The sequence below is a fragment of the Nitrosomonas sp. Is37 genome, assembly GCF_033063275.1.
Lineage (GTDB): Bacteria > Pseudomonadota > Gammaproteobacteria > Burkholderiales > Nitrosomonadaceae > Nitrosomonas.
On sequence record NZ_JAWJYP010000009.1, the window covers coordinates 82,820 to 102,673 of the forward strand.

Consider the following 19,854-nt stretch of genomic DNA (forward strand, 5'->3'; position numbering starts at 1 on the left):
GGCAATGATATGAAGCGTTTCTTAACTAAATATGCTTTGCTCAGTTTGGCTGCAGTTTGTGGCAACGCCAGCTCTCTTGATCTTAATGGAATTGCAGGAGGAGGAAACTTTAATGTCTCAGTGAAGAGCTTCGCAGAGATGAAATTTAAAACTGTTTACAAACAGCAATTTGACTACAGCTGTGGCTCGGCAGCATTAGCAAGTCTGCTGACTTTCCACTATAACGACAAGGTCAATGAGCAAAGTGTATTTGTTGACATGTTCCAGCATGGTGATCAAGAAAAAATCAAAGTACTAGGTTTTTCACTGCTGGACATGAAAAACTATCTGGAAAGACGTGGCTACCAGTCCGACGGATTCAAAATAAATCTAGATCAATTAATAACCGCTAACAGTCCCGCTATTACTATTATCAATACAGAAGGTTATTTACATTTCGTGATTATTAAGGGTGTCACTGCACAAACTATCCTAGTGGGTGACCCCGCAAAAGGCGTCAGCATCATACCGCGCGACAAATTTGAAAAAATGTGGGAAAACGGAGTTCTGTTTTTAATCCATGCTGACAAAGGTAGTGGAAATGGTAATTTTCAAAGCGAAAGTGAGTGGAATGCTCGACTGGCACCGCTGAGTAATGGAATCGATCGCAGCAGTTTAGCTGAATACCATATTTTGATGCGTGGTCAAGTACCAGGTGCTTTTGATTTTTAATTACATGAGATTATTAAAATGAACATCAATCAATTAAGCATTCAGCGAAAAATATTGAAGGTTCTATCCTTATCAGCCATGCTTGTGAGCTCAAGTTTTGCCTCTCCAGCATTGGCAGATGAAGCATTAAACAAGCCAGCTTCCAATGACCTCTATGCTAATTGGATTCGAGCAACCGACGATGAGTTAGCACAATTAAGAGGTGGATTTACCCTCCCCAATGGAATGATCATAAATTTTAGCTTAGAAAGAATGATTCTCTCAAATGATGCACAATTATTTTCTTCCTTTTTTCAGTTTCCTGAAAATGCTGTTTTGTTACAGCATGGTGACTCTAATCTCGCTCCAGACTCAATAGGTTCAACTTTGGGTACTGTGATTCAGAATAGTTTAGATGACCAGGCAATCAAGACTATCAATCAAATTAACATCGAAATAGGTAATTTGCAGAATTTGCAGTTAAACCATAATCACACAGGTATCGATTTTATTTTGCCTAATTTACGCTAACAGCATCCCGCTATTATGTTTGAGCTGGATACGAAATTCTGTCTAATAAAGAAAAGCTCTTTTTGTGCCTACAAATAATTGGCTTATTTATTTTTTAAATGCCATTACATTTTCTATTCAATCTATTTTGCATATTAATAATTTATATCTTCTTAAGATGAGCAGCGTAAAAATTTTGTAGCTAGCTTTGATTAAACCCCGTAAAGTACTCATTACTAAAGGGAGGAAGCTTTTGATAACAAACGACTATCCCAGATATTTATCATACATCTGCTTTATTTGCTTAATTTTCATCATTTTAAAAATGAAAAAAAAAACAAATAAAATTAGAAAAAAGTATAGCTATCAAAATTTACGTTTATTTGGAAAAACTAAATCCTTTATTTTGATCTTTAGTCTTTTTTTCGTAAATGGAAGTTTTGCTGAAACAAACCAGAATGCGGTCTTATTACAGCAATATAAACAGCTTCTTGCTGAGCAGGAAAAAAAGTATGAAAGACAACGCCAATTACTTGACGAGCAGGGCAAGGAACTAGAGCGTTTAAGAAAACAGCTGGATGCGCTTTCTGCACAACCCTCAAGCACATCGGCTGAACCAAGTCCACCACCCAGTTCACCTCCACAAAAGACTGCAGCAACCGAAGAAAAACCTGTATCACCGAACCCATCACCCTCTGGACCTGTTGGTCAAGCACCGCCCAAATCAGAAGAGCACAGACCTCCCGAAATGCCCAGGCTGAGTGAAACAGTAGGCGGGGTTTTAACCAGAAAAGGAAATATTGTTGTTGAACCTGCCCTGGCATATTCTTTTTCTGATAACAATCGCGTCTTTCTGGATGCATTTACTTTTATACCGGCAATTGCAGTGGGGCTTATCGATATTCGTGACATTACTCGGCACAGTCTTTTTGCTAGCCTTGGAGTCCGCTATGGGGCAACTAATCGTCTGGAATTTGAAGCCAGGGTTCCTTATGTGTATCGAGCTGATATCCAGCGCTCCCGCCCTGTAAGTATTGGTTCTGCTATCAATGAAACGTTTGATGCTACCGGAAATAATATCGGTGATGTTGAGCTTACAGCCCGTTATCAGCTTACTGAGGGTGCTGGTGGTTGGCCCATTCTGGTTGCTAATATGGTATCAACGATGCCTACAGGAACCAGTCCCTTTAAAATCGATTTAGTACAATCACAAGAAGTGCCTGGTGCCGCATTCCCTACAGAAGTCCCAACAGGAGCAGGTTTTTTTAGTTTCCAGCCAAGTATTACTGCGCTTTACCCAACCGATCCCGCAGTATTCTTCGGCAATATCCAATACACCTATACCACGAATGCAAGCGGAAATGGTAATAAAGTCGATCCGGGCGATGCAGTAGGGATGACTTTTGGCATGGCATTTAACATTAATGAACGATCATCCTTTAACTTAGGCTACTCTCATCGACATTTCTTTAATACTCGGGTTAATCATCATAAAGTCGGAGGTAGTGCGCTGGACATTGGGCAATTGCTACTAGGTTACGCATTTAGATATACCCAAAAAACTAACTTCAATTTATCCGTGGGGATAGGTGCGACAGATAATGCACAAGATGTAAGCCTTACTTTCCGAGTACCGATAATTTTTTAATTTCGGCATGAGTAGCAGTTCCTAAGTATATCTCAGTTACCGCCTGGAACCTAGTGTTTAATTGCAAAAATAAGTTATTTTATTATCTTAGTTAACCAGTTGTTTTTTATAGATATAAACCTCAGAAAACTTATAATGAATTAATGCAATTAAACACTAGAATACTCCGTTACTCAAAGCGGACAAGATCTCCTCTATTTTTTATTTTCTTTTCCAGAATATGGAGAAATCGGTGATATCGTTTAGTTAACCCCGAATCTTGCTCATGCGATTCCTGGGAAGGATAGAAACTGGTTTCCTGCAAAATTGACCAATCTGCCGGTCTATCGGCTGCAAGCCAGGCAATACCGCGTGCGGTCGCTTCTACCGACACCGGTCGATGAACCGTAAAACCGGATAAATTAGCCAGTTTCTGACACAGTGCATTCGATTGCGCCAAACCACCACTAATAACCAACTCATTGTATTTATCGTCTATTTCTGCTAATGCATCCAAATTAGCCTGAATCATAAAAAGAATGCTTTCGGTAACTGCCACTAGCATGCGCGGCAAAGTGTCACTTGCGATGATATTTCCATCAAGATCGACTAATTGTGGTTCTGGACCTTCCTGCCACCAGGGTGATCCCAATCCGCTGATACTGTTCAAAAACAACGGTGGATCATGAATCACCATTAATCCCTGTTCAAGCTGAGAGTACAAATCAGTAATGTGCCAATTTGCACGAGCCCAATCCAACGCGCTGCCTGCATTGTTGACGGTTCCCTCCAGCGTATAACTAGTTTGTTCAGCAGCGCTATCGGCTATTCCACTCAGCAATCTGGGATGACGATATAACATTTGGCCCGTTGGTTGCAGGATAAACGCACCAGTTCCGATATTGACCAATATTCTGCTTTCCGCAAATGCAGTGGTAGCAAAAAGTGCTGCGGTTTGATCGCCGTTAACTGCCGTCAAAGGAATAGAGTAGCCGGTCAAGTAGCCATATTCATGACGGATAGGGCAACACAGGGGCAGAATGGATTGTGGAATACCAAACAATTGCATCAAATTGCATCAACCAGGGATCCCAGTTGCAATCCGCAAGATTCCATAACAGTGTGCGCGCAGCATTGGCACGATCAATGACAAAAGGAGCTTGTTCCAGCAGATGAAAGAGTAAAAAGCTTGCCAAAGGACCCAGCGCAAGACGAGATTGTTGTTCCGCTCTAATGACTGAAGGGAGTGTTTGTCTGAGCCATTGCAATTTACTCACACCATAATGTGGTGAAAGACGTAGTCCTGTACGTTGCACGATAGCTTGTTCGTGTGAACTAAATGAAGTTAGCCAAGCTGCTGCACGGCGGTCTTGCCAACTGAGCACAGGACTTAAGGCCTAGCCGGTTTCTCGATCCCAGGCGACCACACTTGAACGCTGCGTGGCAAGACCTGCTCGTTTGATCATGAGCGAATGTTTGTTAGCGTAACGCACAGACTCAGCGACAACCTGCCGGACAGAGCTTAAGATCTCATCGGGACTCTGCTCCACCTCCATCGGGTTACGCTGATATATCGCAATTTTCCGGGTAAATGTTGCGACTGCCTCCCCTTTCTCGTTAAATAATAGAGCACGTGTCATATGCGTACCCTGATCAATAGCCAAAGTATGGAAATTGGACATCACTTGGTGTTCTCTTATGGAGATTCAAGCATCAATCTGGAAACATCCGCTTTGGGCGTGCGATGAGGTAATGTTGGCATAATGGTATGCAGCACTTTTTGTGCAGTTGCACGGCACACTGTCAGCTTGCCACCATAGATGCTGACGAGACGTGGGTTCTGAGGCGAATCACACTGCAAATGAATTTCTCGGGAGCGACGAAAAGCAGCCCCTTGACTCGCGGGCAGCACGCGCAAACCAGAAAATTTTTCTCTGACGACCCTATTTCTTTCTGGAAAATAATGATGAAAGCAATCTAATAAATAAGTCTCTTCCGTAACTAATGGATATGATTCTTCCGGATCGCCATTAAATAGAGTTTCGGTCGTCCCTAGCAGGGTATGCTGATACCATGGCAGCACGAAGACTGCTCTTCGATCTGCAGGAGACTCCAGATAATAGCACCCCCTGTTTAGACAACCTTCCAGCACCAGATGGGTTCCTTGCACCAAATCAATTGGGTATTCCACTGGCAGAGGATCGATCCGATGCAGTACCTTGTTAACCCATGGACCGGCAGCATTCACCAGCACTGCTGCCCTGCAGTAATTTATTCTGTCTCCTTGCAGATAGTCAATTTCACACATTGATGAAGAGAGGGTGGCATGAATGAATTCAGCAGGGCACAGCAATTCTGCCCCCAATGACTGCGCAGAATGCATCAGTGCCTGTGTCAGAAGCCGATCATCAGTCTGAGCATCCCAGTATTGAAAAACTTGCTTTAATCCCTCAGTTGTCAGGCCGTCCAGTTGTTCCCATTCCGATTTGGGAACAGAGCGGAAACGCGCTGAACTGCCCCCACCAGCCAGCAAGGCATACAGACTGAGGCCAGCACGTATTACCAGCGAGCTGCGAGATGTTTCCCGATAAACGGGAATATAAAATGGGCTCAATCTGACTAGGGAAGGCGCTAATCTCAGCCACTCAGATCGCTCCCGCAAGCTTTCATGGACGAGTGCAAAATGGCCATTTTCCAGGTAGCGTAGACCACCGTGAATCAATTTACTGGAACGGCTGGAAGTAGCGGCAGCCAGTGCGGTTTTTTCCAGCACCAGAACGGTGTAGCCACGTGCTGCGGCAGCCTGCGCCACAGCGGCACCCTGAATCCCGCCACCCACGATAACAATGTCATAGTGATTGAAGGCAGGCATTTCTTTTTAGGATCGGATGTTGTAACAATGTGCCAATGGTATCGGTTTCAATCAGAGGAATTCCCTCATCCGCATACTTGAGTACCGTGCGACTATCATTGACCGTATAGATAACCCATTGCCAAGGACCTTGCCATCGTCTCTCAGTTCTCTGTGGCAGACGTTTGGTGTTACAAAACAGAAATTCTGGTGTCAGTTGCTGGGCGATAGCCGCATGTTCTTGATCCCGTTTAGGGATGACCCAGCCAATCCGCTCAGCGCCTTGCTTCCTTGCAAACGCTACTGCTTGTGAATCAAATGAAATCAAGACACATTGCTTGATGTATGGATAAATGACTTCAAGAATGATATCCATTGTTGCCGTCAAACCAAATCTAGCAAGGCTTTCCGATTTTATTTCGACAAATGCGGTTACCCTCGGTCGCTCCTGTAAGAGCTGACAGAAAGCGTCCAAATCAGACAATGGTTCTGTTTCTGGTGGGCTAGTAAGATTAAAACCTGGGTAAGGTACTGAAAGCGTATTAATGACTTCATCGTCAAGCTGAGTCAACCAGTGATCACTACCCGTCAAGCGTCTGAGATGATCATCATGGCATAAGTAAGGGGTTCGGCGAGCACTTAACTGGATATCGATCTCGACAAAACATGCTCCAGCCAGCATCGCAGCCTTAAGCCCAGCGAGACTATTCTCGGGATAGCGCGCAGGATAACCACGATGAGCGATGAGATAAGGAATATTTTGTTCAGTCATAGGCTAAGTTTTCCTGCAAATAATGTAGATCAGAGTCTACTCTGCATTTTAAATCATAGCGATCAATCAAGATTTGACTGCAAAAATAGATGATAAAATCCATAAAATAATATAGAAATTTATGAACTCGCTGGGAAAAATAATGCGTAAATTTGCTATCAGTTTCAATATGCTCCTTCCTGCCATATTGGCAGCTCTTCTTTTCATACCCTATATATTAAATTTTCTTGCACACGCTATGGTTGGAGAAAAACAGTTTCCTCCCATCATCATGATGAAATTACCCGTTGAAAGTACGGCTGTCGCGTTACCTGCAGAAGTAGTGCAATTCACGCCTTTTGATATTACGCTTCAACTGGATAGTGATGCGTTAGCAAAACGCATCACTGACATTGTAGCCAAGTCTCCCCATGGTGTTGCCATGCAGGGTATTAGCGGCAAGGTGCTTTCCAGCATGCAAGCAGAAATTGTCGGGAACGGGTTTCATATTGACAATCCAGGGCCACAAGTGCAGCTTTTTTCCGCTCGTGGCAAAACGCTCTGGTCCTGGAAAATCACCCCTTTATCACCGAATCGTCAAGCACTCACGCTTCGGCTTCATCTGAAAGCCATTGATAGCAGACAGGAAAGCCAACAAATTGTTGATCTCGCTGAGATACAAACCTTTGTCCAAAAAAATCCGACTGAATGGATGAAACGGTATGGAATCTGGTTTATAGCAGCGGGCTTGTTAGCAATAGGAATCTGGCGAAGAATGCGCCGATCTTAAAAAATAGAAAATATATAATACGCAAGTGATACTGATCAGAATCATTACAATGCGATCTGGTCCAATTTATTTAATATATTTACATTTCTGATAAATTATCAGTTTTACATCAGTATCAAATAGGATACTTTTATGATACTCATCAAATGGGCGCTGTTCATTATTTTATTAATAGTCATTGCAGTAGTGCTGGCAGGTCAGTTTGGTATGCTCAAAGGAACGGCGCCGACTGATCTAGGTGTCCATGATGGCAGGCTTAAACCGCCTGCCATGACGCCCAATAGTATATCCAGCCAGGCAGCACTTTATCCCGATCATCCACAACTTCTTTACGCCAGCATCGAACCCTTGCCGATTATCGACGATGCAACGACTACATTAGCCCGCATACGCAGTATTGTCAAAAGCATGGAAGGCGCAAAAATCATCAAAAGCAATGAGGATTACCTCTATGTTCAATTTACCACCAAAATCATGAAATTCGTGGATGATGCCGAATTCTGGTTTGATCCAGTTGACAATGTAATTCAAGTGCGCTCAGCTTCTCGCTTAGGGAAAAGTGATTTATCCGTGAATCGCAAACGAATTGAAGCAATACGCGCACAGCTTCAATCGTCCTAATAACGGCAAACGGTGGGTGAAATGGCTCGTCGAGTTAATCTGATTCGCTGGCTCCTGCTCGCGCTGCTTTTTCTGGTGCTAGGGTTGGCAGGCGCATTCTGGCTGCTATTACAAGGCAGCTTGCCAAAATATAATGGAGAAGCGCATATTCCTGGTCTTTCCGCACCAGTAGGAATCGAGCGGGATGCGTTGGGAAGTGTAACCGTACACGCGCAGGATCGTCTTGATCTCGCTAGAGCCCTCGGTTATGTTCACGCTCAAGAGCGTTTTTTTGAAATGGATCTTATGCGCCGTAGTGCCGCAGGAGAGCTGGCTGAGTTATTTGGTGCGGCAGCGCTGCCAGCCGATCGCAAAGCACGGGGACATCGTATGCGCGCCCGTGCCACAGCAATGTTGACCGAGCTACCTGAAAACCAGCGCCGCTTGATTGATGCTTATCGTGATGGCGTAAATGAAGGTTTGGCTGCACTGGCAGTGCGTCCTTTTCCCTATCTGCTGACACGCGCTCAACCGCATACCTGGCACAGTGAAGACACTCTACTAGTGGTCATATCAATGTATTTTACTTTGCAAGAATCAACCTTTCAGCGTGAGCTGCAACTTTCCACATTGCGTGCCGGTTTACCCGAAACTGTTTACCAATTTTTAACCGCAAGCGGGGGTGAATGGGATGCACCGCTGGTCGGTGCTCCTTTTAAGTGGCCACAACCTCCTTCCAGCGAAGAACTCGATTTGCGCAAACATGGTCCCGACCTGAAGCGCAATTTACAGCATCATAGGAATGATCAGCATGATGAAGCGCCAGGTAGCAACAGTTTCGCAGTAGCCGGTTCACTGGCTGGGAATGCTGCGCTGATAGCCAATGATATGCATCTCCCGTTACGGACGCCGAGCTTATGGTTCCGCACGCGCATTATTTATCTACATTCCCAACGACCCGATAGCTTCATTGATACCAGTGGCGTGAGTTTGCCCGGCACACCTGCGATTGTTGTAGGTTCCAATCGCCATATTACCTGGAGTTTTACCAACAGCTACGGTGACACGGCTGACTGGGTACGGGTAATGATTGATCCAGCAGATCCATCGCGTTATCGTAGTACCAAGGGCTGGAAACCAGTCACAGTCCACCGTGAAACACTGCATGTGCGTGGCGCACCAGACGAAACGATTGAGGTTCGCGAAACCGAATGGGGACCGATACTGGCAAGCGATCATGATGGCACACCGCTGGCGCTGGTCTGGGCTGCCTATCAGGTAGGTTCGGTCAATCTGGATCTGATCGAGCTCGAACAAGTGGAAACAGTAGACAAGGCTATTGTAGTTGCCCAGCATGCAGGTATTCCCGCACAAAATTTCATTGTTGGGGATCGCGATGGTAATATCGCGTGGACAATCGCGGGACGCATCCCATTACGTAAGGGGCATTACAATCCAAGCGAACCAGCGGACTGGAGTGAAGGAAATATCGGCTGGTATGGTTGGCTCGAAGCGGCAAAATATCCAGTGATCAGCAATCCACAGGAGCAGCGCCTGTGGAGTGGTAATGGACGAATGGTCGATGGCGTCATGTTCGAACATCTTGGTGATGGTGGCTATGAACTCGGCGCACGCGCCCGGCAGATCCGTGACAATTTGCAGAAAATTGAACATTTCACACCCATTGATTTTTTCTTGATTCAGTTAGATGACCGCGCCTTGTTTCTTTCTCGCTGGCGGCAATTGCTTGAACGAACATTAGATCAGGTGCCTTCCTCTACCTGGCGTACAGAAATGCAAAAAGCACTACATGATTGGGATGGTCATGCCTCTATCAACTCTGCGGCCTACCGTATAGTGCGTACGTTTCGTCAAGAAGTCATCGGTAACATTCTGGATAATTTTGCTGCTGAAGTACGACGTCATCATCCAGATTTCTTATTCCCACGACTAGCTCAGATCGAACATGCCGTTTGGATGTTAATTGAGCAACGCCCTCTGCATCTGTTATCACCGGAATACGCCAATTGGAATCAACTGCTTGAAGCTTGTGCACAACGTATTGCTGTCGAGATGCAGGCTCAACCAGGTGGGATCTCTGCGCGCACGTGGGGTGAACAGAACACTGCAAAGATCCAGCATCCATTAAGCCGTGTACTGCCAGGATTTATCGCTCAGTGGCTAGATATGCCCCATGATCCACTGCCGGGCGATAGTTATATGCCACGCATCCAGTCACCCAATTTTGGTGCTTCACAGCGTTTTGTGGTTGCACCGGGCGAGGAAGAGCAAGGCTATTTTTCGATGCCTGGAGGACAAAGCGGACACCCGCTCTCACCCTACTACGGCAGCGGTCATGCTGATTGGGTAGCTGGCAAGGCCACGGCGTTTTTGCCTGGGCCGCCTGAACGCACACTCTCTTTACTACCACTCAAAATCAGCCAATAACTTTATTGTTCGTATTAATTATTAAGCCTGGAGGAGATCCCAATGAAAAAGATTTATGCGCTTGTATTGTGCCTGAGTGTAACTACAGTCATGGCTAAAGATATTGATGAACGTAAAATACTCTCACTCAACGAAATGCAACGCAATCACATTCTGACCGAGATGCGTGCCTTGCTGCTTGGCACACAGCAGATACTCCAAGCGCTTTCGGAAGAGGATATGATGGCAGTCGCTCGCCACGCCCGTATGCTGGGCATGGACATGACGCATAAGGGAGAGAATCATTTACGTTCCGTGCTACCGAAGGATTTCATGCAGCTTGGCATGTCAGTACACCAAAGTTTTGATCAAATTGCAGCCGATGTAGAAACTTTGAAAAATCCCAAGCATACCCTGCTCCAGCTAAGCACTACCATGCAACACTGTGTCACCTGCCATGCTTCCTATCAGATCGGAACGACCCAGCTACCCGCCGAGGCTGAAGCCCACCCTGCTCATCATAAACATCATTGATAAAAAATCAGGCGACATGGCTGCTGTTTCTGACAAAAATACGCTGCCTGATAAAATCAGCTTGCGTGAAGCATGGCTGTTCTGGTTTAAACTGGGCTGGATCAGTTTCGGCGGACCGGCAGGACAGATTGCCATCATGCATACGGAATTGGTTGAGCGACGACACTGGATCAGTGAAAGGCGTTTTCTGCATGCGCTCAATTACTGCATGGCATTACCCGGTCCAGAAGCCCAGCAGCTCGCGACCTATATCGGTTGGCTCATGCATAGAACCTGGGGCGGCATCGTCGTGGGCGTATTGTTTGTTTTGCCGTCGCTCATCATCCTGATTGTCTTATCCTGGCTCTACCTTGTTTTTGGTCATATCTCCCTCGTGGCCGGACTGTTTTATGGTATCAAGCCTGCAGTAACCGCTATCGTTCTGCAAGCCGCCTATCGAATCGGATTGCGTACACTCAAAAATCCTGGATTATGGGCTATCGCTGTTGCTTCCTTTGTCGCCATAGCAATTTTCCAAGTACCATTCCCGTCGATTCTGCTGACTGCCGCGCTGATCGGCTATATCGGGGGATATATGGCACCGGCTCAGTTCATAGTAGGCACAAGCCACAGTAAGCTTAATCGATCATACGACCCGGCCATCATCGACGATACCACCCCCCTGCCTGAGCACACCCGTTTCCGCTGGTCACGTCTGATCACTGTAATCACAGTGTGCGCCTTGCTATGGATTGTGCTGATGGCATTGCTTCTCAGTCAATTTGGTTGGCATGGCACGCTGACTCAGATGGGCTGGTTTTTTACTAAAGCGTCCTTACTGACATTCGGTGGCGCCTATGCAGTCCTGCCTTATGTCTATCAAGGCGCAGTGGAATACTATGGATGGCTGAATCCTGCTCAAATGATCGATGGCCTGGCACTCGGTGAAACCACCCCCGGCCCACTCATCATGGTAGTCGCGTTTGTCGGCTTTATCGGTGGTTATACAAATACGCTGTTTGGTACTGAACTCTCTTTCCTGTCTGGTGCTACGGCAGCCGTGGTAGCAACCTGGTTTACCTTCCTACCCTCGTTTTTATTCATACTGGCCGGCGGACCATTAGTAGAAACCACATACGGCAACCTTAAATTCACTGCCCCATTGACCGCCATTACTGCCGCTGTGGTTGGCGTCATTTTGAACCTGGTACTGTTCTTCGCCTATCATGTGCTGTGGCCGCAAAGTTTCTCAGCCTCATTCGAATGGCCAGCTGCGCTGATTACACTGGTTGCCAGCATCGCGTTGCTCTATTTCAAGCGCAATGTCATTTATGTGATTGGCGCATGTGCCCTGATGGGCCTAGTTTATAGTATCTTTTTGGGGTAAGTTTGGGCGAGGTGCAATAAGCGCAGCACCTTCCATCAGACTGCAAACACATAATATGGCTATACAAGGATCACTTTCATACTGAAGTTTTTAGTCACACAAGAAGTGTCTAATCATGTCGTTATTGAAAAATAATGTCATAAGGGTTAAACGCTATGAGCCCCATTTGTCGCATCTGCCACAGCACACATTGTGTACAGGAACACCCGGAATCCATTTTTTTACTTGCTCTGACGGGGTCTCCCTGCGCCTCAAACGTTATCGAGGAGGAGGCAGGGAACCAATCATTCTGTCTCATTGTATCGGTGTTTCCTCGCTCATGTATTCATTGACGACGATCGAAACCAATTTACTCGAGTTTCTGTTTGAGCAAGGCTTTGATGGCTTGAAGGTTTTAATTCCATTTCAAAGTCAAACCTGACCTTGTCGGCTTCTCTTTGCCATATTATTTATACTGTCTGCGTCTTGCCTTCATGTCATGTTTGATTTGGAAACGGAATAACTACTTTAGTATTATTCATATGGCAATAATTTTGTCATAAATACAATTTATTAGTTAAAGCTCCTGATCGGATCGGAACATAACAAGGCAGGCAACTAGATCGCATCATTATTTTTTGATATTCCTATTGCTAATGTATATAAAATGTATGCAAATGCATTATTGTCTATTTATTTGTAATTCTTTAGCATTAATTTACAATAGAGTCTAGTTAGTTTGATTCATTGCTTCTATCCGCTACTGTTGAGATTTGTTTTATTTTTAAATTATTGATTATTCCATGTAAAATTATTACGTTAACGATATTCATATGTTAAGTATATTGGTATAGATTCAATTTATTAGTTAAACCTTTATTTAACTGAATCAAAATTCTAATTCAATATTATTAAACTGTGGTAAATATGATACATTCACGCTTTATATTGTTTAAGAAATCAGGTAGCATCGCGGTGTTGTCATAGATTTTTGGATATGAACTTGAATGGACAACAACTTATGCTGAGAATTTAGAGTTTTGTCTTAATCAAATAACAGTAAGGAGATGAAGATGAATAAGAAAATGAAACATGTATTTACTGTAGCAGCACTAAGCGCTTTAGTTGCATTATCTGGTTGTGCAACCACAGGGCAGCTCGAAGAAGTAAAATCACAACTCAATGCTGTTCAAGCAGATGCAAATGCTGCCAAGTCAGAAGCAGCTGCAGCTAGAGCAACTGCTAATGAAGCAAAAGATACTGCAAACAGAGCACTCAGCACTGCCAATGAAGCCAATGCACGTTCAATGGAAACTGAAACAAAAATTGACCGCATGTTCAAGCGAGCCATGCATAAATAATTTATGCTGGCTAAATAAAAAAAGCCCCATTCGGGGCTTTTTTTATTGCATATTGCATTTTACTTTGAAATCAAGACCGGAATACCACTTTTTTCAAATACTGCCAGCTCAAGCGCCATTTCATCAATGACAATATTTTCTCTAGCTTGATTTGTTTTCTTACTATTGGCACTCTTCTCAAAAAAACTGGCAATCGCTTCACGTACTTTCTGCATATAATCGGCATACTCCTTTTCGTCTTCTTCTAATGGAGGATGCAATTCTATAAACAACGAATCAGCCAGCCAGCCAAGTTTTATGGGTTGATTGACCAATTGAACAGGCGTTCCTACAGGCACCTGATCAAACAATTTCTCGATATCTTCGGGATACATGCGCATGCATCCATGAGTAACGCGCATACCTATCCCAAAGGCTTTATCCCTATCAGTGCCATGGATCAGATAACCTGATGTGCCCAGATAGAGCGCATAGCGACCTAATGGGTTATCCGGACCAGGAGGTACAATATCCGGCAGTGGTGGACCGCCTGATTCAATAGCCTCTTTTTTGAGTGATTGAGGCGGTATCCAGGTAGGATCTTTTTGTTTTCTGATGACGGTTGTTCTTCCCAGTGGCGTCCGCCAATCCATTCTGCCTATGCTAATAGGATCAGTAATGACGACTGGTTTCTCCCCTTTTTTGGGTTTGGGAAAATAATAAAGTCGCATTTCAGGTAGATTAATTACCAGGCCTGTCCGCTCAGCCTGTGGAAAAATATGCCGACCCGGTATTACAACCTTGGCACCTTCAGGAGGGAGCCAACGATCAATAAGAGGATTGGCCAACACCATTGCGTCCTGCCCGATACTATAACTGCGTGCTATATCAAGCAGGGTTTCCTCCCGGTTCGCTGCTACGACCTTTACTTGGCCAAAAATATCAATATCCGATGGGGGTAATACCCAGGTTGCTGCCTGGGCCAATATCGCTGTAAATAAAGTAAAGAATAATATAGCAATGCTACGCATAATCAAGCTCACAAAAAATATATCCATCTTCCTGGTCGTACAGGAAAACATTTACAAATGACAAAATGCTTAACTATAACAGATACTGAAAATTCTGATTAGAAATGGCATACAAACAATTGACTGTCTTCAAGCATCGATTGTTTCATATCATTGCGCAACTATCCACGCTTGACCCAATGAAATAGCATTGTCATTAGGTGATAACTATTTAGTGGATAATGCTTTTAGGCTATTTTCAGCAAGATGCTAGCTCAATAGCTGCAGTAAAAGCTCATTATGAAATCATCTCCTCCCAGTGCGACCAGGGCACAATGGTATTTACTGGCAATCAGCGCTACCCACTTGGCAAGCCCAGCAGCGATGGTGGCATGAAATACAGCAGCACCTTTGAATGCATCAGTACATTTCATAATAATATGGCAAGATGAAGCTGATAAAATCAGGTTCAATTTAGAAATGGAATAAATTACCAATACTTCAGTACTTTAGCTACTTCCATTGATAATTATCCAAAGCCAGATAATAAAACAGGCTGCAAGTTTTTAAAAACTCACAGCCTGTTCATAGATCACCAATAGTATTTATTTCACATTAACTATCAATTTTTCTTTGCAAAATCAACTAGCTTCTGGAAGCTAAATAAATAGTCCTGATTTTTCAAAGGAGTATGGCACTGAACACAATTCAGATCGTTGCTTTTGGGCGTGCCATCTGGGTTATACACGGCAAATCCCCAGTCACCTGTGCGGTTATCCTGAGAGAAAGCTTTGTCCCAGTCACTTCTTTTTTCCATGACAGCAACTGCTGCCAATTTTTCAATTTCAAAAATACCGTCTTTACCAGAGATGATCTTGCCATCCGCATCTTTTTTAGGTTCATATATCTCCATGATCACTACTGCCCCAGACGCTGCTTCCGCGCCTTTTTTGTAACTCGCGATAGCAGTCTCATTAGCATAGAATTTTGCTACTTGCTTCTGATTGGCTCGATTGGCAGTATCGTATTGTGTAAAGGCTTGCTGATAACCCTCAGGGAATTTGACAAAATCAGGATCACCTCCGCCATGGGCATAGAAGGGTAAAAGTGTGCAGACTAGGGTAATGAGTTTAAATCGATGCTTCATTTTCTCTCCTTGCTTGTAGTACCTAATAGTTAAGAAGTTTCTCTGTAGAATCATTTATTTAATAACTATACTGAAAAGCCTTGGAAGGATTTCTTGCCCTCTGCATAGCCTGAAGCATTATATGCAGAATATCCAACAATAGAAACTAGCATTACCCAACCGTAATCAGCGGATATTATAATTCTATGAGATACCTAATTAATTTCCAGTCAACAGTCTTTTTAGTTAAAAAGACTGACTCTTAACAAGCTTGTCAGACTGTAGAATAAGACTATTGATTTTACGCACCGAACTGACTGTAGAACGACTAAAAAACTCACCTACTACTGCCGCTATAACAAAGACAAAGGTAAACTGAATGGAACATAACATCTCACTGATAACGACTATTGCTGCTGGATTTGGTCTTGCCCTGATATTTGGCCTCATTGCTGAACGACTCAAGATTCCCGCTTTGGTTGGTTATCTACTGGCAGGGATTGCCATTGGGCCGTCAACGCCAGGTTTCGTTGCTGATGTAAGCATCGCCTCACAGTTGTCAGAAATTGGGGTCATGCTGCTCATGTTTGGTGTAGGCTTACATTTTTCTCTTGATGACCTGCTGGCAGTCAAGCGTATCGCTCTACCAGGTGCTGTAGTCCAGATGGGATTGGCGACTGCGCTAGGCATGATTATAGCCTCGTGGTGGGGTTGGGATTTTGGTGCCGGCTTGATCTTTGGACTATCTCTGTCCTGTGCCAGTACAGTGGTATTGCTTAAAGCCCTTGAAGTACGGGGCATACTCGAAACCATGAACGGGCGTATCGCCGTGGGTTGGCTGGTAGTAGAAGACCTTGCTACTGTATTGATTTTAGTACTATTACCATCATTTGCGGGTATGCTAGGTGGAACGATCACCTCCACCGAAGAAGCTATTCCGCTATGGCGCACGATCGGACAGACACTACTTGAGGTCTCAGTTTTTATCGCCCTGATGTTGATTGGCGGACGTCGTATGTTACCTTGGTTATTATGGCAGGTCGCAAGTATCGGTTCGCGAGAGCTCTTCACTTTAACCGTTATCGCAGCAGCGATCGGTGTCGCCTACAGTGCAGCAGCATTGTTCAATGTGTCTTTTGCACTGGGTGCTTTCTTTGCTGGAATGGTAATGCGTGAATCTGAGTTCAGTCACCGGGCAGCTGAAGAATCACTGCCGCTGCGCGATGCCTTTTCAGTGCTCTTCTTTGTCTCAGTGGGTATGCTCTTCGATCCAGCGGTACTAATGGAGAAACCGATGCATGTGCTGGGGGTCGTTGCTATTATTATCATTGGTAAATCTATCGCGGCAATGGTAATTGTTCTTACTTTCCGCTATCCACTTAATACTGCACTGATGGTAGCCGCTAGTTTGGCACAGATCGGTGAATTTTCTTTTATTCTGGCAGGACTAGGAATGTCTCTTGGCTTGCTTTCTACCGAAGGAATGGATTTGGTTCTTGCTGGAGCGCTGTTCTCCATTGCACTTAATCCATTTGTGTTTGCTGCGATTGCACCGATCAGAAACTGGGTTCTCCAACGCTCGGAATTGGCTCGTCGCCTAGAACGCCGTGAGGATCCTTTCGCTGAGCTACCGATAACTACAGAACGAAAATATCTTGAAGGACAAGTGGTGCTGGTGGGCTACGGACGCGTTGGACGGCGCATCGCCAAGGCGCTGGATGAAAGCAAGATTCCCTATGTTGTTGCTGAACAAAACCGCGAACAAGTGGAGGATCTGCGTAAAAAAGGTGTGGTTGCTGTATCGGGCAATGCGACTGATCCAGCAGTGCTCATCCAGGCACATATTGCAAATGCGGCAATGCTGGTTATTGCAATACCAGATACTCTCGATGTGCGGCAAATGGCTGAAATTGCACGCGCACTCAATCCAAATATAGAAATCGTGCTACGTACTCATAGTGAAGATGAGTTACAGCTCCTGCAGAAAGAGGGGATCGGCACAGTATTCTTTGGCGAAGAGGAACTCGCCAAGGGTATGACGAGCCATGTGCTGCAACGCTTTACCCCGCAAACGACAACTTCTGGGTAAGAATAGGGTACAAAATCCGAATGTTCCTGACTCTGAAGAAGAACTATTATCGTTTGGAAAAACACTCACCCTAACCAGGGTCTGTCTCAATGGTAATGATGAATTGGACTCATAACTTCAGATAAAATCTTGGATCGTATTTATTTATTCAGCCGATTTTTTTTAACTCTGCCTGAGCTTGCCGGTAATCCGGATAAATGCTCTCGACCACTCTCCAAAATGCTGCAGAATGATTCATTTCGATAAGGTGAGATAATTCATGCGCTACCACATAATCCACCAGAGAAAGTGGCAACTGTATTAGCCGCCAGTTGAGGCATACCGTCCCATTTGAACTACAGCTTCCCCAGCGGGTGCGCGCACTGGACAATCTTACTTTCGGCAATGGCACATCCAATTTATCTGCATAGAGCGCTACCCGCTCACTCATGTACGCCTTGGCTTGTTTACGATACCAAGTCATCACGAATTTCTCGATTTGACAGGAAGTTAACGATACAATTTGCTGGGTTATTTTCTCAATTTGATCTGTTTTATTGTCTTGCGGAACGAGTTGCAGCTTTTCTGATTCAGTCAATAGCAATCGATAGGGATCGCCCAACAACCAGAAAGTACTATCCAGACACCACTGAGGCTGGATAATTTTTTTCTCTTTCCACGCATCCAGATTTTCGATGACCCATGCAGCTTTACTGTGTAGTGCTCGCTCAATGCTGCTGAGAGTCGCTTGCGAAGGGACGCTAACAGTTAAACCATCTCGGTTGATTCTCAGCCCAACCGTTTTTCGGTTACGACGGATAAGCGTGTAACCGATTGTCCTATCGGCCAGCGTAATGCTACGAGCTTCATTTTTCAGCGTCTTTGAGCGACTCGTTTGAGATCGAAACAAATTGTCCATCACCCTCTTCTTTCCCAAAACAGCTGATACGCGACACCTCAGTTTCTATCCATGCTTGTACACGTGCATTAAGTTCATCAGGGTCCATCCCCGTTGGATCAACCGGCTTACCGATACTTACCGTAATTGTTCCAGGATATTTGACAAATGAATTTTTCCCCCAAAATTCTCCAGCATTGTGCGCAACTGGCACAACCTGTGCACCGGTATGGGTTGCGAGCCACGCGCCACCTATCTTGTATTTACCCGTCTTACCTGGAGGAATGCGTGTTCCTTCCGGGAAAATGACGATCCAGAAATTCTGTTCTAATCTTTCTTTACCCTGCTCAACAATTTGTTGTAAAGCCGCTTTACCCGAACTACGATCAATTGCGATCGGATTGGTCATTGCCAGTCCCCAGCCAAAAAATGGAATGCGCAATAACTCTTTTTTAAGCACCCATACCTGAGGAGGAAAAATTTGTTGTAATGCCAGAGTTTCCCACGCTGATTGATGCTTCGATAGCACAATACTTGGCTGAGCAGGAATATTCTCAGCACCAATCACACGATAATGCAGACCACAGATTACCCTTAGCAGAAACAACATGATACATGTCCAGCCATAAGTCATCTTATAACGATAATGCGGAGTAAGCGGATAACAGGCGAGCGTGATCAATGCATAGGGAGGAGTGATGATGATCTGTAATAAAGTATAAAACAGTGAGCGCAATACAGCCAGTATCATATTTTCTTCACCAATGCATCAACGACTGATGCCAGATCGGCAAAAATTTGTGTACCTTCTGGGAGGTTATTATTCGCATGAGTCATTTCACCTTTTCCAGTGAGCACTAAAATCGGAATAGCATCTACCGCGACCGCTGCCTGCAAATCCCTCAGTGAATCTCCAATAGCAGGAACGCCTTTGAGATCCGTACTATAACGTTGCATGATTTCCTGGAACATGCCTGTTTCTGGTTTACGACAATCACATTTATCCTGCTGGGTATGTGGGCAGAAGAAAAGCGCATCAATGCGTCCCCCCGCGTGGTGAACAGCTTTGAACATCTTGTCATTGATTGCATTGAAAGTGGCCATGTCAAGCAGCCCGCGCCCAATACCAGACTGATTAGTCGCAACGATCACGCGATAACCTGCATGGGTAAGTCGTGAGATGGCTTCCAAGCTACCTGGCAGGGGTTTCCATTCATCCGGTGATTTGACAAAAGTTTGACTGACCTCATTGATTACACCATTACTATCAAGGATGATCAGTTTCAT

20 protein-coding genes and 1 pseudogene are annotated in these 19,854 nt (G+C 44.7%); 11 read left to right on the forward strand and 10 right to left on the reverse strand.

Features of this window, described 5'->3' with window-relative positions; genetic code table 11:
* Positions 1-9 precede the first annotated feature (9 nt).
* The 3 genes from R2Q26_RS06030 (at position 10) to R2Q26_RS06040 (ending at position 2,848) form a co-directional block, all read left to right on the forward strand.
* Complete coding sequence (locus tag R2Q26_RS06030; protein WP_317535450.1) at positions 10-711, forward strand: C39 family peptidase; 702 nt, start codon at positions 10-12, stop codon at positions 709-711.
* A gap of 18 nt (positions 712-729) precedes the next feature.
* Positions 730-1,221, forward strand: coding sequence for a hypothetical protein (locus tag R2Q26_RS06035; protein WP_317535451.1), 492 nt, complete (start codon positions 730-732; stop codon positions 1,219-1,221).
* 232 nt (positions 1,222-1,453) lie between these two features.
* Positions 1,454-2,848, forward strand: coding sequence for a transporter (locus R2Q26_RS06040; RefSeq protein WP_317535452.1), 1,395 nt, complete (start codon positions 1,454-1,456; stop codon positions 2,846-2,848).
* A 169-nt stretch (positions 2,849-3,017) separates the two neighbouring features.
* On the opposite strand, the gene R2Q26_RS06045 is transcribed toward R2Q26_RS06040, so the two are convergent.
* From R2Q26_RS06045 to R2Q26_RS06060, 4 genes and pseudogenes are all read right to left on the reverse strand, one after another.
* Positions 3,018-3,896: an FGGY-family carbohydrate kinase gene (locus R2Q26_RS06045; protein ID WP_317535480.1), complete on the reverse strand. Its 879-nt coding sequence runs from the start codon at positions 3,894-3,896 to the stop codon at positions 3,018-3,020.
* Positions 3,838-4,509 (reverse strand): annotated as a pseudogene (locus R2Q26_RS06050) (FGGY family carbohydrate kinase). Before R2Q26_RS06050 ends, R2Q26_RS06045 begins: the two are co-directional and overlap by 59 nt.
* A 14-nt stretch (positions 4,510-4,523) precedes the next feature.
* On the reverse strand, positions 4,524-5,699 hold the full coding sequence (locus tag R2Q26_RS06055; RefSeq protein WP_317535453.1) for a glycerol-3-phosphate dehydrogenase/oxidase: 1,176 nt from the start codon (positions 5,697-5,699) through the stop codon (positions 4,524-4,526).
* Positions 5,677-6,450, reverse strand: a complete 774-nt coding sequence (locus R2Q26_RS06060) for a glycerophosphodiester phosphodiesterase family protein (protein ID WP_317535454.1) — start codon at positions 6,448-6,450, stop codon at positions 5,677-5,679. Before R2Q26_RS06060 ends, R2Q26_RS06055 begins: the two co-directional genes overlap by 23 nt.
* 142 nt (positions 6,451-6,592) lie before the next feature.
* On the opposite strand from R2Q26_RS06060, the gene R2Q26_RS06065 reads away from it, so the two are divergent.
* From R2Q26_RS06065 to R2Q26_RS06095, 7 genes are all read left to right on the forward strand, one after another.
* Complete coding sequence (locus R2Q26_RS06065; protein WP_317535455.1) at positions 6,593-7,219, forward strand: hypothetical protein; 627 nt, start codon at positions 6,593-6,595, stop codon at positions 7,217-7,219.
* A gap of 132 nt (positions 7,220-7,351) precedes the next feature.
* Positions 7,352-7,840 carry a DUF1499 domain-containing protein gene (locus R2Q26_RS06070; RefSeq protein ID WP_317535456.1) on the forward strand — a complete coding sequence of 163 codons (489 nt, stop codon included), beginning with the start codon at positions 7,352-7,354 and terminating at the stop codon, positions 7,838-7,840.
* Between the two features lie 21 nt (positions 7,841-7,861).
* Positions 7,862-10,267, forward strand: a complete 2,406-nt coding sequence (locus R2Q26_RS06075) for a penicillin acylase family protein (RefSeq protein ID WP_317535457.1) — start codon at positions 7,862-7,864, stop codon at positions 10,265-10,267.
* A gap of 42 nt (positions 10,268-10,309) precedes the next feature.
* The gene (locus R2Q26_RS06080; protein ID WP_317535458.1) at positions 10,310-10,780 is read left to right on the forward strand and encodes a hypothetical protein; all 471 of its coding nucleotides are present in this window, start codon (positions 10,310-10,312) and stop codon (positions 10,778-10,780) included.
* Positions 10,781-10,796: 16 nt separating this feature from the next.
* Complete coding sequence (gene chrA, locus R2Q26_RS06085) at positions 10,797-12,146, forward strand: chromate efflux transporter (RefSeq protein WP_317535459.1); 1,350 nt, start codon at positions 10,797-10,799, stop codon at positions 12,144-12,146.
* A gap of 115 nt (positions 12,147-12,261) precedes the next feature.
* Positions 12,262-12,567 (forward strand): hypothetical protein, encoded by a 306-nt coding sequence (locus R2Q26_RS06090; protein WP_317535460.1) that lies wholly within the window; start codon positions 12,262-12,264, stop codon positions 12,565-12,567.
* 631 nt (positions 12,568-13,198) lie between these two features.
* Positions 13,199-13,486, forward strand: coding sequence for an Lpp/OprI family alanine-zipper lipoprotein (locus R2Q26_RS06095; protein ID WP_090572223.1), 288 nt, complete (start codon positions 13,199-13,201; stop codon positions 13,484-13,486).
* 59 nt (positions 13,487-13,545) lie between these two features.
* Here R2Q26_RS06095 and R2Q26_RS06100 read toward each other — a convergent pair whose 3' ends face one another.
* The 3 genes from R2Q26_RS06100 to R2Q26_RS06110 all read right to left on the reverse strand — a co-directional run bounded on the left by R2Q26_RS06100 (position 13,546) and on the right by R2Q26_RS06110 (position 15,622).
* Entirely contained in the window at positions 13,546-14,496 is a 951-nt protein-coding gene (locus R2Q26_RS06100) for a L,D-transpeptidase family protein (protein ID WP_317535461.1), read from the reverse strand.
* A gap of 254 nt (positions 14,497-14,750) precedes the next feature.
* Positions 14,751-14,909: a hypothetical protein gene (locus R2Q26_RS06105; RefSeq protein WP_317535462.1), complete on the reverse strand. Its 159-nt coding sequence runs from the start codon at positions 14,907-14,909 to the stop codon at positions 14,751-14,753.
* Positions 14,910-15,097: 188 nt separating this feature from the next.
* A complete protein-coding gene (locus R2Q26_RS06110) occupies positions 15,098-15,622 on the reverse strand; it encodes a cytochrome P460 family protein (RefSeq protein WP_317535463.1) in 525 nt (174 codons plus the stop codon).
* 358 nt (positions 15,623-15,980) lie between these two features.
* Here R2Q26_RS06110 and ybaL point away from each other — a divergent pair, with 358 nt between their 5' ends.
* Positions 15,981-17,690 (forward strand): YbaL family putative K(+) efflux transporter, encoded by a 1,710-nt coding sequence (gene ybaL / locus R2Q26_RS06115; protein WP_317535464.1) that lies wholly within the window; start codon positions 15,981-15,983, stop codon positions 17,688-17,690.
* A 148-nt stretch (positions 17,691-17,838) separates the two neighbouring features.
* On the opposite strand, the gene R2Q26_RS06120 is transcribed toward ybaL, so the two are convergent.
* Genes R2Q26_RS06120 through gmhB form a run of 3 tightly spaced genes read right to left on the reverse strand, consistent with a single transcriptional unit; the run spans position 17,839 to position 19,854 of the window.
* Positions 17,839-18,588, reverse strand: a complete 750-nt coding sequence (locus R2Q26_RS06120; protein ID WP_317535465.1) for a SprT family zinc-dependent metalloprotease — start codon at positions 18,586-18,588, stop codon at positions 17,839-17,841.
* Positions 18,536-19,318, reverse strand: coding sequence for a lysophospholipid acyltransferase family protein (locus R2Q26_RS06125; RefSeq protein WP_317535466.1), 783 nt, complete (start codon positions 19,316-19,318; stop codon positions 18,536-18,538). Before R2Q26_RS06125 ends, R2Q26_RS06120 begins: the two co-directional genes overlap by 53 nt.
* Positions 19,315-19,854 (reverse strand): D-glycero-beta-D-manno-heptose 1,7-bisphosphate 7-phosphatase, encoded by a 540-nt coding sequence (gmhB, locus tag R2Q26_RS06130; RefSeq protein WP_317535467.1) that lies wholly within the window; start codon positions 19,852-19,854, stop codon positions 19,315-19,317. Before gmhB ends, R2Q26_RS06125 begins: the two co-directional genes overlap by 4 nt.